The organism is Waltera sp. (assembly GCF_046969025.1).
Lineage (GTDB): Bacteria > Bacillota > Clostridia > Lachnospirales > Lachnospiraceae > Acetatifactor > Acetatifactor acetigignens.
Genome location: NZ_JBKVQF010000012.1, coordinates 11,962 through 27,031, shown reverse-complemented (window position 1 = coordinate 27,031; position 15,070 = coordinate 11,962). Strand labels below are relative to the sequence as shown.

The 15,070-nt window shown below is 45.0% G+C and carries 15 protein-coding genes; all 15 read left to right on the top strand.

Annotated elements, in window-relative coordinates; translation table 11 throughout:
• Positions 1-16 precede the first annotated feature (16 nt).
• The 15 genes from ACLTOH_RS08270 (at position 17) to ACLTOH_RS08200 (ending at position 15,062) form a co-directional block, all read left to right on the top strand.
• Positions 17-757, top strand: coding sequence for a LytR/AlgR family response regulator transcription factor (locus ACLTOH_RS08270; RefSeq protein ID WP_117466280.1), 741 nt, complete (start codon positions 17-19; stop codon positions 755-757).
• Positions 754-2,043, top strand: coding sequence for a sensor histidine kinase (locus ACLTOH_RS08265; RefSeq protein ID WP_172594721.1), 1,290 nt, complete (start codon positions 754-756; stop codon positions 2,041-2,043). Before ACLTOH_RS08270 ends, ACLTOH_RS08265 begins: the two co-directional genes overlap by 4 nt.
• 182 nt (positions 2,044-2,225) lie before the next feature.
• Positions 2,226-2,384, top strand: coding sequence for a cyclic lactone autoinducer peptide (locus tag ACLTOH_RS08260; protein WP_117466278.1), 159 nt, complete (start codon positions 2,226-2,228; stop codon positions 2,382-2,384).
• Positions 2,385-2,387: 3 nt separating this feature from the next.
• Positions 2,388-2,975 carry an accessory gene regulator B family protein gene (locus tag ACLTOH_RS08255; protein WP_117466277.1) on the top strand — a complete coding sequence of 196 codons (588 nt, stop codon included), beginning with the start codon at positions 2,388-2,390 and terminating at the stop codon, positions 2,973-2,975.
• On the top strand, positions 2,962-3,132 hold the full coding sequence (locus ACLTOH_RS08250) for a hypothetical protein (RefSeq protein ID WP_181968706.1): 171 nt from the start codon (positions 2,962-2,964) through the stop codon (positions 3,130-3,132). The genes ACLTOH_RS08255 and ACLTOH_RS08250 overlap by 14 nt, the downstream gene beginning before the upstream one ends.
• A 30-nt stretch (positions 3,133-3,162) precedes the next feature.
• A complete protein-coding gene (locus tag ACLTOH_RS08245; RefSeq protein ID WP_118539234.1) occupies positions 3,163-5,157 on the top strand; it encodes a vWA domain-containing protein in 1,995 nt (664 codons plus the stop codon).
• A gap of 114 nt (positions 5,158-5,271) precedes the next feature.
• Entirely contained in the window at positions 5,272-7,440 is a 2,169-nt protein-coding gene (locus tag ACLTOH_RS08240) for a transcriptional regulator (protein WP_117466275.1), read from the top strand.
• A 42-nt stretch (positions 7,441-7,482) separates the two neighbouring features.
• Positions 7,483-7,911, top strand: a complete 429-nt coding sequence (locus ACLTOH_RS08235; RefSeq protein WP_117466274.1) for a membrane-associated protease 1 — start codon at positions 7,483-7,485, stop codon at positions 7,909-7,911.
• Between the two features lie 58 nt (positions 7,912-7,969).
• Complete coding sequence (locus ACLTOH_RS08230; RefSeq protein WP_117466273.1) at positions 7,970-8,398, top strand: membrane-associated protease 1; 429 nt, start codon at positions 7,970-7,972, stop codon at positions 8,396-8,398.
• A gap of 100 nt (positions 8,399-8,498) precedes the next feature.
• Entirely contained in the window at positions 8,499-8,972 is a 474-nt protein-coding gene (locus ACLTOH_RS08225; RefSeq protein ID WP_118547342.1) for a J domain-containing protein, read from the top strand.
• Complete coding sequence (locus ACLTOH_RS08220) at positions 8,941-9,507, top strand: FHA domain-containing protein (protein ID WP_117466271.1); 567 nt, start codon at positions 8,941-8,943, stop codon at positions 9,505-9,507. Before ACLTOH_RS08225 ends, ACLTOH_RS08220 begins: the two co-directional genes overlap by 32 nt.
• A gap of 38 nt (positions 9,508-9,545) precedes the next feature.
• Positions 9,546-10,043: an FHA domain-containing protein gene (locus tag ACLTOH_RS08215; protein ID WP_117466270.1), complete on the top strand. Its 498-nt coding sequence runs from the start codon at positions 9,546-9,548 to the stop codon at positions 10,041-10,043.
• Positions 10,040-10,882 (top strand): PP2C family protein-serine/threonine phosphatase, encoded by an 843-nt coding sequence (locus ACLTOH_RS08210; RefSeq protein ID WP_227733761.1) that lies wholly within the window; start codon positions 10,040-10,042, stop codon positions 10,880-10,882. Before ACLTOH_RS08215 ends, ACLTOH_RS08210 begins: the two co-directional genes overlap by 4 nt.
• On the top strand, positions 10,883-12,532 hold the full coding sequence (locus tag ACLTOH_RS08205; RefSeq protein ID WP_118693456.1) for a PP2C family protein-serine/threonine phosphatase: 1,650 nt from the start codon (positions 10,883-10,885) through the stop codon (positions 12,530-12,532).
• A gap of 22 nt (positions 12,533-12,554) precedes the next feature.
• The gene (locus tag ACLTOH_RS08200; protein ID WP_227733763.1) at positions 12,555-15,062 is read left to right on the top strand and encodes a hypothetical protein; all 2,508 of its coding nucleotides are present in this window, start codon (positions 12,555-12,557) and stop codon (positions 15,060-15,062) included.
• The last annotated feature ends 8 nt before the right edge of the window (positions 15,063-15,070 follow it).

The window sequence follows — 15,070 nt, the reverse complement described above, 5'->3', positions numbered from 1 at the left end:
GAAAGGGGAATTCTCAATGTTAAGAGTTGCTATATGTGAGGATGTTTTATCTGAGTTGCAGAAGCAAACACAGATCATACAATCCATCATGGCAAGGCTATCCAAAAATGTGAAATTTTTTTGCTTCCGGAGTGGGGAAGAATTATTAATGGAAACAGACACCACGGGAAATATGGACATCGTTTTTTTAGATGTGGAAATGCTTGGTATCAGCGGAATTGAAACCGCGCGTATCCTTAGGGAAAGAGACAGCAGGGTAATTCTGATTTTTGTATCCTGTCATAACCAGTACTGCAAGGAAATGATTGAAGTGCAGCCATATGCATTTATAGATAAGCCGGTGTCTGAAGAAAAATTGGAGAAGATCCTGAAACGGGTGTTTGAAACACATTTGAATTCCGATGACAGTTATTGCTTTTCTTATAATAAAAGGCAATACAATATTCCACTGAATCAGATCCGGTTTTTCCAAAGTGATAAAAGAATCGTACAGATCAATGCAGTACAGCTGGATATGCCTGAATTGGAATACTTATTTTATGGAAAATTGGAAGAAGTGGAAAGGAATCTGCGGAAAGCAAATGTAAAATTCCTGAGAATCAGAAAATCGTTGCTCGTGAATACTCGTTTTATTAAGGAGTATTCTGCGGACAGGGTTGTTCTGGATAATGGACGGGAAGTAGAAATCAGTAAAAATTACAGAGATCATGTAAGACAGCATTATATTTCAATGTTAAAGGGGAGAAGATGGGAATGATGCTTGTTCTGGCTATTGTGGAGATTTTTTCTGTAATACTGCAGCGTATTTTTTGTGACAGTACATTGAAAAAGAAGAAAATTCGCAGGTATACAGACTATCTGGTATGGGGAGGATATTTTGCGGTCTTCAACGGTGTTACATATGTTTTAACGTATCTGGGAGATGGCACGAGTAATATCTGGCTGAATATATTACTTTTTGTATGTATTTTTTTTGTGACGATCAGAATCCTATATACTGATTCAGTCAGAACATTGATGGCGACGACTATATTTATGTATATGAGCGGCATGTGTGCAGAATTGCTCGTGTATTACGGAAAAGAATTTCTGGCATGGACAGATGATGCAGAAGTAACCTTGCTGTGCACAGTGTTATCTAAAATTGTCTGGTATTTGATTATTAAATTTACCTCTCTCATTATAAAACTGAACAGAAAAGCGGAACTGAATCTTCAGGATTGGTTGGAAGTATTTATCGTTCCGGTCTGTAGTATATGGATCCTGATTTCCGTTTTTATCACAGGAACCCTTGAAAACTATTTCTGGGGATTTATTGTAGTATTCATGATCCTGCTGATCAACGTCTTTACCTACTATCTGTATGATAAAGCAAAAGAAAATATGGAAAAACAAATGCGGGAAGAAATCCTGAAAAATCAGTGTGAGTACTATATTCGCCAGAACCGGGAAAGTAAGGAATGGTGGGAAGAATTAAGGAAGCTGCGTCACAATATGAAGCAGCATTACATATTGGAAAATACTTATTTGGAAAAGGAAGATTATGAAGCCCTGAAAAGATACTGCAGTGAAAATCTGAAGTTTTTAGACAAAAAAGATTTTATTTCCAATAGCGGAAATCTTTATATTGACAGTGTGGTTAATTACAAGGCAGATATGGCGGAAAAGGCAGGAATAAAGGTGACAGCCAATACGGAAGTGCCGCAGGATGCGGAGATGAATGCAGAGGATATCAGCATTTGTCTGGGCAATCTATTGGATAATGCCATAGAAGCTGTAAAGGAACTGACCGAAGATAGGGTGATCAGGCTATGGATCACCACAGACGGTAATAATATAGCCATCAGTATTAAAAACCGGTATAAAAATGCATTGCATAAAAGCGGGGGACGATATCTGACAAGCAAGGAAGACGACAGGATGCATGGAATCGGTCTTTCGATCGTCAGACAGATCGTGGATCAATATGCCGGTGAGATGGAGATACGGGAGGAAGATAATGTTTTTGATGTAATGATATTAATGTATGATTTTTTAACATAAAAAGAATACGGAATATGTGAATACCCGGATTAAGATATGCTTTTCAAGAGAAACGTTTCGAAGCATATTTTAACCCGGGTATTTTTATCCAAAAGTTACATATAACCCGGTCGTTTTTGACATCTACGGTTATGACTTGTCGATATGTGTTATAATCTGCAAAAAATAAGGAGGAAACACATATGAAGAAATTCAAAGAATTTTTCAAGAAGTACGCATGTAATGCATCAGCAATTTTGTTGACGGGAGTGTTGGCCGGAGTAGCAACAAGAGGATGCTATTTTGTGTACTATCAGCCTGAGGTACCCGAAAATCTGAAAAACTTTTCAAAAAATAAGTAAGCAATGGAACGATTTTTTGAAAAGATAACCAGGGCATTGGTTGAGAACGGTAATATCCGTGAGGAAGAAGAGGAAGTATATCAGTACGCCCTGAAAAGTATGCTGATATTAGGAGGAAATATTCTTCTGAGTCTGATGATAGGAGTTTGTATGGGAATGCCGGGATACTGTGTATTGTTTCTGTGTATGCTTGTTCCCCTAAGATCAGATGCAGGCGGATATCATGCTCCTAACTTGTTTATCTGTTATTTACTTTCTTTTGCATCCTTGATTTTGACAATGTTTTGGGCAAAAGAGACAAGTGTATTTCAACTTGCCATCGTATCAGCACTTGCATTGGGCTCATTATTATTAATTTTTCTGTTTGCACCTTTGGACAGTAAAAACAGACCGCTGGAAGGTCAGGAGAGAAAGTGTATAAGGAAACGAGCCAGAATAGTTGTGTGTCTGGAGTGGATCACAGGGGGACTGCTACTGCTTGTCAGCCCTCCTGCCGCCTATACAGTATGGAGCGCAATTGTGTGGAGTGGAGTGGGATATATAGCATGGTATCTGGAAAGAAAAATAGAGGCAAGAGATGAAAAGCATTAAAGGATATAAAAAGAGATGTTTACCTGTCTGTTTACTGCTTATGCTGTTCATAAATGTTTTGCCTGCTAAGGCAGCCTTGGATGCAGCGAAAAGGGCAGATTACACTGTATCAGAATTTGGTCTTTTTCAGCCTAAGAAGCCTAAAAAACAGAAGTAATAAGTAAGGTAAGAGAAGGGGAGGACGGAGATGAAAAGAATAGGGATATTGCTCTGCTGTATTGTCCTGTGTCTGCTCTTTCCAGAAAAGGTGCATGCAGAAGAGATAGTCTCCGAAAAGGAACCTGTTGATATTATTTTTGTTATTGATTGCAGCGGGTCCATGAAAACCAATGATGTATCACGAATGGGCCTGAGTATGGTACAGGCATTTGTGGATACAGTACAGGCTGAAGATATCCGTATTGGATATGTGGCTTACAATGACAGCATTTTATCTTATTCTGCACCGAAATCCATAGCATTGGCTGAAGAAAGAGAAGCCTTGAAGGAAGAAATAGGAGCAATAACTTATTCCCGGGATACGGATATTGGATTAGGAGTCTCCTACGCCTGTGAGCTGCTGTCTGCGGAGAAAAACACCAGAAAAATCATGGTGTTGATCTCGGATGGAGAAACAGATCTGCCGCAGGGTAAGGAACGTACGGAGGAACAGTCCAATCAGGAACTGGAACAGTGCGTCTGTCAGTGTCAGGAAGAAGGCATACAGATCTATACAGTGGCTTTTGGTCAATATGACGGTAGCAAAACGGTCTTAGAAGAAATAGCAATGCAGACAGAAGCAGAAAGCTATTCTGCACAAGGGCCGGAAGACCTGATAGAAATATTGTATGGAATTTTTCAGGACAATCTTATATACCAAATACAAAAATTTTCCAGTGGAACTTATGCGGGAGGAAGTCAGGAAATCAGGTGTGTGCTGGATGCACTCTATCTGGATGAAATTAACATAGTATTGATTTCCTCAAAACCTATAGGAGAAGCAACCGTTCAATATGGCGGGGAGGAAATCCTGCTGACAGGGCTGTCCCATTATGCCGTAGGAAAGATTGAAAATGTCGGAGAGAATCAGACAGGAAAAGAACTGATTATTCACTCGAAAACAGAGGAAGGACAGGATCTTCAGGTATATGTTATCAGCTACCGGGGGCTTACACCGGTATTGGAGATGACAACGGATGCCGAAAGAAATCAGCATCTGGAATATTGGGTTTACTTTAAAGACCGCAATGAAAACATTATAAAGAACACAGAGTTTTATAACAGCTTTCTTTGGAAACTTGCCGACGATGATGCGGACATGGTACAGGAATATGTGAATGTGTCAGAGGGTGTCCTGAAGGGGAGTCTGCAATTTCCTCATTCCGGTATTTATATGTTGAGAGGAACACTTTCGGATGATTTTGGAAACTATTCATTTTCAGCTCAGGTCAAAGTGATAAATGAGATTCCAAACGGGAGCATACCGGAAGAAGATTGTACGGTTTTAGACGGTGAAAGAATTCTTAATCTGGATGAATTTTTCACAGATCCTAACGGGGATATATTGACCTATTCTGTTACAGGTGTGCAGGAAGGTGTTGAAGTTGGCCTGGAGGGGAATCTCCTGACGATTACTCCAAGGAGTGCAGGGACACATATTGTCACATTGCAGGTCAGTGACGGTGAAGATGCGATACAGTATGCCTATCGGATAAAGGTAATTCCGATATGGCAGGCATATTGGTGGGTGGTTGCACTTATTCTTATAGTCGGCATATTTGTTTTGTGGAAGATTTTACATAAACCCAGGCCTGAATTGGAGCGCCTGACGGAAGAGAAAAAGCAATACCATTTCTGTGGGAAATTGGATGCCTATTTTGTATTGCAGCCGGAAGATGAGGAGGAGATTCCACCACTTTCTTTTTCCATGAATAAGGTGAAGGACGGCAGGGTATCATTGGGAGCGCTTTTTGGTACTTATCCGGAACAGGCAAAAGCACTCCAGTTGGAAGATATTTTTCTGATTGCTGATGAAAACCGCAACATAATCTTATACCACAGATCAAAATCCGGTGTCATGGTGGGAAATGCAATTGCATGTATGCAGATACAGTACAGTATTAGTTTTGGAGATATCATCTACATTACTTCATCCGATGGGAGATATGATCTGGAGATCCACTATGTTGCAGTATTTGAATGATATTTATAATATTACGGCATTTATTGTACCGAGAAGCAATTGTAGACATCAGTTGTGGACAAAAATTGCTCACAACTTTTCAATAAATCAAAGTAAAAGGAGGATGTGATAGCCATGGAGACAATCACACAGACAAACAGAACAATACTGTTTGCCGAAATCAATCCGGAACGACTCAATCTGCTGACTTTAGTAGGGGATGTGCGGGGAAAGAGCAGTCTGGATGACGACAAGATCAAAGAGATCAACGAAGAGCTGTTGGTCTCAAGCTTTGAGGAATTTCTGGAAAAGTTTACTCCGGTGGTATATTCCTGGTGCGACGCAGCCACAGGAACCATTCAGTACAGTCTGACAAAGCCGGAAAATATTCCCCAGAACTGTATCACGGAAATACCGCTGAATGAATCCAATGATCTTTTAAATATGTTGACGACACTGATGAGCGCAAGAGATGCGCAGGGCGTAGCCAATGCAGATTTCCAGTTCAGCAATATTCTGGAGATGATCTCCCCTAAGAAAATCATGGATGACATCCGGCAGGTCCGCAGGGAAATCCAGTATACCTACAGTAAATATGTAGAACTGGATGAGGAAGATCCCAAACGTCTGGATCTGGGTGATAAACTGAACTATCAGTTTGAACAGGCAAGTCAGAACTACAACAATGTTCTGGCCATGCTGCCGTTGGCGATAGAAGACATTAAGACCCGGTTGCTGCTTGGAGACAGTGAAGCAGGGCAGGGACAGTCTGAATTCAAGGCCGGACTTCTGAGTATGGGAGATGATGGAGAACTAAAGATTCTGGAGATGAAGCAGGAGGAGAGTACCCAGCTTGCGGTGGTGGATGATCAGGTTAACACAAGTCTTATGGAGACCTTCCGGGAGGATTATGATGCATTAAATGATAATCCGTCCGACTATGTGAGGGATCTGGTGGTGCGGACATTCTGCCCGTTAAACTCCACAATGGAGAGCAGCATCGACAGGGAGTTGGAAGTACGCAATTATAACAGCTATCTGGAGTTTTACAAAAAAAGTAAGGATGATTTTATAAAAGTTGTCAAGCCCCTGATGGAAAAAATATTGGGAGTGAAGACCTTTTTTGACCAGTATCAGGTCAAGGAAAGGGGGATGCAGCCGAAGCTTCTGATTACGAACCTGCCCCTTGAGATGATGGTAAAGGCCAGCAATCTGCCCCGCCTGATCACATACCTGAATACCACTAACGACAAGAATGAATTTGACAATACAATCTGGTTTGGAATCGTACCTGATGTGGAGTTGAATCAGACAGAAGGAGGCAGACTTCAGAGAGTTCGTTTTGCAGGCAACAAGCGGGAGGAGAAGAGCGGTAATAATACCATGGAGAACGTGGCAACGCTGATGAATGCGTTGCAGCCCTACCGCATTACAACCTTCTTCAGCTTTTGTTCCGGCGAAGAGTCCACCTTCAGTTATATTGCTACAGAAGGTGTCAACATCTATAAGGAAAAGTGTGCGCCTCTAATGAAGAAGGCCTACAGTGAGTTTGCCGTGCCGTGCATTCCCAACGCAACCATCATTCCCAAGGACAAGTCCGGATTGGTTCTCGATAAGCGGATGGTCATGGATGAGGATGGAAATGTTTCTCTCTCTGCGGAGAAGGATGATGTGATGAAGATGTGGCTGGAAGGAGTCTATGTGGGTGCGGCCTATGAAGCGGCAGGCATTGTGGCAGCATGGCAGTGTCCGGAGTATCTGAAGCAGCGTTTCAGAAATACAAGCATGGAATATCCCGGTGTGCGGTTTGATGTGGAAGCCAATGACAATGCGCTTCTGGCGACCACCAGCATGACCAAAGAGATCTCCGGCTTTACCAATACCATCAAGAATGCCATCAACCGCACCGGCTTCGGCTTTGTATTCTCTTCTGACAATGCGCAATACAAGGGCCGGAATGTCAAGAACATAACGGTTTACAAGGCACGCAACCTGTTAAGTAACGGCAATGAGTTTGAACCCATCTATAAGACGCTGGTCGTTACATATATTGAGCGTATGCTGCGATTCTACAGTGGCGATTTTAAGCAGGATAAGATTCTGACATTTTTCAGCAATAATCCCAACAGCCAGAAGAGCAGATGGGATGCAGACCGTCAGTATGTTAATTCTATTCTTCAGGACGGGGATGAACTGGATTTCAGTATTGACGAGAAAAACGGTGTCTGCGATGTATTAGTGACCTTTGCGAATACCACTAAAAATCTGAAAGTACAGCTTACGAGAAAAGCTGGAAATGAATAATCTTGTACATGCCGTACAGATAAAAAATAGGAGGAAACAAAAATGGGAGTACGATTGAGTATCGAAGGAAGCGAGTCTATCAAGTTACAAGAGACCAGCATCACCGGCATTGAGTTTGGAGCGGATATCCCTCATGATTCCAATGCAAGATCTACGGATCTGGGGTCAACGGTATTGATCACGGGGAAGATTCTGGCAGCCGTAGACGGAGAAACAGCGGATGACACCAGCAAGCTTGCAAAGTGGTCTTTGGTTCCTGCTGAGAAATCCGACTGTTACCGTAAGGTGCAGATCAATGTGGTGAGTGCATCTCAGATTGTGCGTCAGATCACCATTCCCAATGCGTTCGTGGTGGGATACGAAGAGGATTTTACGGATGAGAACGGAGCAGGCACTTTCCGCCTTCTGATCAAGCAGAAGAAGGATAAGATGAGCAATCTTAAATTTGAGGGCGGCTTCGGTGAGGAGTAATCGGCAGGCCGGTAAAATAATACATAGATAGCGCATAGCAGATGAAAGGAGACCAATTATGGGATTTACATTAAAGGTGGAGGGAAACACCACGATTGAACTGGGAACCACAAGCATTACCGGAGTAAAGGTCAGCACTGACATTCCGCAGGACAGCAACGCCAGATCCACAGATCTGGGCAGCACGATCACTGTTACGGGAAAGATTCTGACCGCCGTGGACGGAGATCCGTTTGACGCAACCAGACAGCTGGGCTTATGGGCACTGGTTCCTGCAGAAAACTCTGACTGCTACCGTAAGGTCACTGTGGAAGTGATTGCTGCTTCACAGGTGGTCCGTAAGTATTCCTATCCCAACGCTTTTGTTGTGGATTACAAGGAAGATTACGGCGATGTGGAAGGCATCGGCACTTTTAAGCTGATCATGAAGCAGAAGAAGGATAAGATGGCGCAGGTATCCGTAGAAGGTGGGTACAGCATTAATTAAACAGGAAAATTCCGCATGCAGCTTTGGCGGAAAGACATAAAAGGGGGCTGCCTGCTTGCGGGTGGTCCCCATTGATAAATCTACTGACAGGCGGCAGTACATGAAAGATTACTATAAAATATTGGGCGTAGACAGACAGGCATCAACGGAACAAATAAAGAAGGCATATCGCAGTCTGGCTAAGAAATATCATCCGGATGTGGTAAAGGATGATAAGGCAAAGCAAGAGCGCATGTATGAAATTCAGGAAGCCTATGCATGTCTGGAAAATGAAGAACGCCGTAAGAAATATGATGCAGAGTGTCTGAAAAGCCCCCGAAACACTGTGAACGCAGGGGAGAAAGTGAAAAACGGCAGAACCTCTTTTGGAGAGAAGAGTCCGGATATGGGACAGTTCGAACGGTTTTTCGGATTTCAACCCGGCAGGGGGATGGAAACTTATCAGGACCATAGAATCTCAAAGCCGGAGGGGCCTATCAAACCCGAGGAAATGTTTGCAGCCTTTTTCGGAAGAGGAAGCATGCAGGAGGCAGAAAAAAGAAATGCGGCGGGAAGCAAAAGGAAAAAGAGTTAAACAGACGCTGGATGTTCTGATTATTTTATGCGGAGCAGGTGCTGTTTTCCTTGTCTTTAAGGAAATAGGGACATGGCGCTTTGCACCTGCGGTTTATTTTGTCATTGTTATCGGAATGGCAGCGGCGATATATGATCTTTTCCGGCTCAGCGGCAGCAAGAATACGGAAGAGATCATGCCAGAGGCGGAAAGAATACAGGGGATACAAAGGCTGATTCTGCTGGATGAGGAAGGAAAGCCCATTAAATCATGGGACTTGCAGGGAAAGATTTCCCTGATCATCGGAAAAGCCGGGCGGGATCAGGAGCTGGATATTGATCTGTCAGACTGTGAGTACAGCAGCTTTATTGACTTTCAGCATGCTGTGCTGAATTTCTGTCTGGATCAATGGTATGTGGAGGATCTTGGGTCTCAGAACGGTGTAAAAGTAGGAAAGGTGGAAGACGGGGAATGCTACAGGGTGATCCACCGCCCCTGTAAGGTTGTGGCAGGAGATGTTCTTTACATTGCGAATACGAAGCTGCTTCTGACGTAATGTGAAGTAGAGATAAAAAGGATAGGAGATGGGAGAAAATGGGTTTGGCGAAATGTCCGAATGGACACATTTATAACCCCAGACGTTATGGGAAGATCTGCCCGTACTGCAATATGAAAACGCAGGACGAGGCATTTGCGGAAAAACCGCTGGGATTTGAGCCTCCCGTGGAAATACTGGAGGAGACGGTGCGTCCTGTGTGCGGCTGGATCATCTGCATTGAGGGTGCAAAGGTAGGTATGGATTACAAGATTCATGAAGGTAAGAATTTTGTAGGCCGGGGGGATGAAATGGATATCCAGATTCTGGGGGATAATGAGATCAACCGCAGAAATCACGCTATCATTGTATATGATCCTAAGAACCTAAATACCATGATACTTCCGGGAGATTCTTCCGGTATTGCGTACTTGAACGATAAGCCTGTATATGTACCGCTAGAACTGAATCCCTACGATATCATCAATCTGGGGCAGAGCCGTTTTCTGTTTGTTCCTCTGTGCGGAAATAATTTCTCGTGGGGGGATCTGAAATGACGATGGGTATGCAGGCGTTGTCAGGTCTGGGGCTTGTATACATCATTTTGATCTTCTGCCGCTGCATTTTGAAATGGGGAGATGGATCCTGCGGAACTGATAAGCGGCCGGGGATCGGTATTGCGCAGACTACCGGCAGCCGGCAGGTACAGGCGGACGTTGCCCAGATATGGGACAGCAGTGCCGGGCTGATGGCGGTCATAGCGGATGGAATCGGCAGTGCCAATACGGGTAAAGTGTGTGCACAGGTGGCAGCGGATGCGATTCTGGATCGTTATGAGCCATATTGCGAGCTAAACGATCCGATATATTTTTTCAGGACATCGTTTCTGGAGGCAAGCCAGCGTATCCAGAGAACGATAGGAGAGCGCAGAGGCGGTGCCAGCACCGGCGCAGTGTTTATAAATCGCAGCCACCTGTATTATGCGGTGGCAGGAGATATCCGTGTCGCAGTCATGCGGGGCGGGGAGATGATTCCGCTGAGCAAGGGGCAGACGCTGGATGTTCTGGCGGCGCAGGCCTATGAAGACGGTAAAATATCCAGACAGGATACGCTTTGGAGCATGGAGGAGAAAAAGGTCTGGAGTTATCTGGGACAGGATGGCTTCCATGAGATAGAGGTATGTGAAAAGCCTGTGCTGCTAAAGCCGGAAGATAAAGTGTTATTGATGAGCAAAGGGATCTTTGAGGAACTTTCCTGGAGAGAAATAGAGGATATCCTGATCGACACGGATGATTCCCAGAAATCCGCAGACTGCCTGATCCGTGCAGCAGAGCAGAAGGGAAATCCCCAGAGGGACAATGGAAGTGTCATACTGATACAAAGGTTGGAGGCTTAAATGAGACGAATCAATTCTGATTTTCAGACGCTTCATATATCAGAAGAGGGACAGAAGCTCTCTAACCGAGACTATTTCGGTTATGTGGAGATGGATGATTTTGCCTGCTATGTATTGGCGGACAGTCTGGATGACGAACCGGCCGTTAACAGTGCAAGATTGGTAGTAGACAGTATTATCCGTGACTTTACGGAAGCACCCACGATGGGAAAGGGCACTCTCCGGCGATATCTGCTCAGAGCACATACAGAGCTCCTGAAGCAAAGAGCGGGAATGCATTTAAAGGTTGCTGTGGTGGTGGCAGTGACCGACTACCGGACGCTTCGCTATTGTCATGTGGGCAACAGCCGTCTGTACCTGATCCGGAACGCCCGGATTCTGGAACAGACGAAGGACCAGTCGCTGACGCAGAATCTGCTGGAACAGGAACGGATCCTGCTGGATGAGGCCGCAAGGCATGAAGAGCGCAACAATCTTTATTCCTTTCTGGGGGAAAGAGGAAAGCCGGAGATACAGATTTCCCGGAAAAAGAAGCTGGAAGCAGGAGATCTCCTGATACAGCTTACCAGAGGCGTATGGGAACAGTGTGGAGAGCAGGAACTCCTGCGGATCGTCAATGACGCCAAAGAGACAAAGGATATTCTGGATCAGGTGGAAGACTGTATCCTGATGGAGCAGAACAGTAGAAGTATCGACAATTACTCCATGGCTGTGACTGCTGTAAACAAGGTGTATCAGTCTCCGAAAAAACCGGTTTCCGTCAAAAAGGTTCTGATGATCGTCCTGCCTGTTCTGTTGGTGGTGATTACCGTCGGCGTGACCCTGTTTCTGCGGTACCGCAGTATTCAGAACAAAACGCAGTCCCTGTTGCAGTATATGGAAAGCGGTGAGGAGTACCTTGCCTGCAGTAACTTCCAGAAAGTGGCGGAAGAATATGAGGCAGCGAAAAAGCTGGCCGACAGCCTGCATAAGGAGCAGGAATATCGGGAGGCCGATTCCTATACGAAACTGGCAGAGCAGGTGATCTTAGCGGATGAAGCATTGAGCGCAGCGGAATATCAGAAAGCACAGGAACTGTATCTTGCAGCCAGACAGATGGCGGTGGAAAACGGAAATGTGGGACTTTCCTATATTGAGGGACAGCTTAACCGGACGGAAGGGTACATAGAAGTGTTTGATCTGATTGCTCAGGGAGAGAGAAAAGAGGAGTATGACAATCTGACAGGCGCCATTGCACTCTATCAGGAAGCAAAGGAAAAGGCTGCAGCGCTTTACTTCATGGATGGAAAGAAGGAAGCACTGGAGTTACAGATGGCAGCGGAAGAAACGCTGGAAAAGGAACAGTTAGCGGCGGAGAAACGCCTGCAGGAACAGATCGAAGCAGAGGCGGTCAGCCGGGCACTGGATCAGGATCAGAAGACAAATGACCAGCAGAACGCCATAAATATGGAGAATCAGGGAAATGAACTGTTGGCCCAAGGCAGTTATGAAAGTGCCATTACCTTTTATCGTGTGGCCCAGGCCTCCTATAAGCAGCTGGGTCTGACGGAGCTGGCCGACGGAATTGATAAAAAGATGGAAGCTGCCCAGGCCGGAATTGCAGCAAAGGAAGCGCAGGCGGCAGAGGCGGAGAAGCAGAAATCAGAATAAGGATGTGTGGAAGGGGAAACAGATGGGAGAAAGCATGAGCCGGTATACTTATACCCTGAATCCCAGTCAGGGAGTGACGGAGAAACATACCTACAGACAGAGTGAACTGGAAAAGATGACGACATTTCACCTGCGTGAAATATGCAGAAAAGAGCGTCTGGTGGTTTCTTCTGCCAAAAATGACGACAAGGATGGGCTGATCCGTTTGATTATGCGGTTCAGGGGACAGAAGGAATACCGACATATCAGAGAATTCTGTGAAGGCGGAATGGAACGCATACAGGAGTTTTTGAAGCATCAGGTCATCCGTTTTCTGGAGACTCCGGAAGTGGATATACCCGGTACCATTACGATTTTCCATGATACGGAAATGAATGAACTGGACGGCTACCGGATCAAATCTGAGGAAAAGCTTTTCGCCGGAAATCTCCTGCTGGTGGATGAGGCATTTAAAATATATACCTGTTTCTACATAGAGGAAATAGAGGATGTGGCGTATCTGTTTAAGGGAAAAGGGATGCCGGTATGTCCGTTGGAGAAGCATCAGTATTCCATTCTGTATTTCCCGAATGAAGCAATCTCGGAATTTCTGTATGACTGTTATTACGGAAATCATGTCTTCACGCCCGGACATACGGAGGCTGTTCGCATTCCGCTTCTGGATGTTCAGGAAAGACAGATTCCCCAGGCCGATCTGCCGCTGGTGATCGACTTTGGAAGCTCCAATACCACCATGGGAATCTGTCTGTCGGATGGAAGTATGCGGATCGCGACGGCGAAGGGAAAAACGATTATTCCCAGTGTGATCGGTGTGCAGGAAAAAGCGGGCGGAGAAACGGAATTTTTGTTTGGCTATGATGCACAGGAGATGAACAGGCAGAACTATCGGGATGAGGATGCAGCTGTATTTTATGATATCAAGCGGTGGATCAGCGATGCAGACCGGGTGGAGAGCGTCATATTAAAGAGTGGATATAAATACCAGTTTCCGAGAAAAGAGATGCTCCGTGCCTATCTGGATCATCTTCTGGAAATGGCGCGTCAGCAGTTTAAGTGCAGCTTTACCAATATTCAGCTATTGGCACCGATCCGGCAGAAAGAGAAGTTCCGGCGGGTGTTCAAGGAACTGCTTCCGGAATATACCGTGAACTGCGAGCTGGACGAGGGAATGGCCGTATTGTTCCACAGCATTCACAGCATGATCCGGGCAAAGGCATATGAGGAACGCAGATGGTATCACGCCCTTGTGATTGACTGTGGCGGCGGAACCACAGATTTAACTTCCGGGCGGTTCCGGATTGAGAATAACAGGGTGTCCTATATCATTGATCTGGAAACACGCTATGAAAACGGCGACACAAATCTGGGCGGAAATAACCTGACCTACCGTATTCTTCAGCTTTTAAAGCTGCGTCTGACGGAAGAACTGGGATTTCAGACGAAAGAAGCCTTATTCATAGGGGGCGCAGAGGAAGGCAAATCCGCTTACGAGGAACTGGAGAGACGATACCTTCAGGCAGAAAAGTGGCTGCCTACCCGGTTTAAGGAGTATGAGGGCAGGAGCAGGGAGCAGTATTTCTACGTCAAGAATAATTACTACTACCTTTTTGAACTGGCAGAACAGGTGAAAAAGCTGTTTTTTCAAGCTGGATTCTGTTACAGGCTGAAAATATCCACGAATAAGGGAGAGGATCTCTTCTTAGATAAATGGAAGCTTTCCTTCTGTGGAAAAGGAGATGGCGGATCCGCTGCAGAGCAGCTGGAAACGATTTCCGGACCTTTGGAAATCTGTCTGTATTTACATGAAATAGAGGAACTATTGAGACCGGAAATATATGGACTGATGGAGCGTTTTCTCGATCAGAAATTTGAAAAAGGACAGCTTGCGGAATATGAGATGATCAAGCTGACGGGGCAGTCCTGCAAATCGAGACTGTTTCTGGAAGCGCTCAAACAGTATGTTCCGGGAAAGCGGATACAGGGTGTCCGGCGGGACGATGCAGGGACGGAACTGAAAATGTGCTGTCTGGAGGGAGCACTTGCTTACTTTATGAACTGCAAGCTGGGATACATGAAGGTAAACGAGAACTATAGAGTAGGCAGCCTGCCCTATGAGATTATGGCGTATACCCATGAAAAGGAAGAGAAAACCCTGATTAAGAGTCAGGATACGCAGAATGTGATCGGATACATTTCCCGTTTCCACATCGGAAATCAATTGGATCTGTATCTTAATGATGAACAGGGGGAATGGCTCAGGACATACCATTTTGCCTATGACACTTCTAAATTTGAGAAGACTACCCAGAAGGAGATCGACGAGGATTATGCGGGTACGGTGATTCAGGAAGAAACAGATATCATTTTAGAGGGAGAGATGAAGTTCTTTGTATGGGTTTCCAAGGAACGTTGGGGATTTGTGGTGCTGCCCATCCTGAGAGATCAAGAGGAACTATATAAAGGTGCAGAAACCTTCTTCGATTTTGAAGACGATACCTGGGAACTGAATTTCTTTGACGGAAGGAAGTAGGTGTGCAT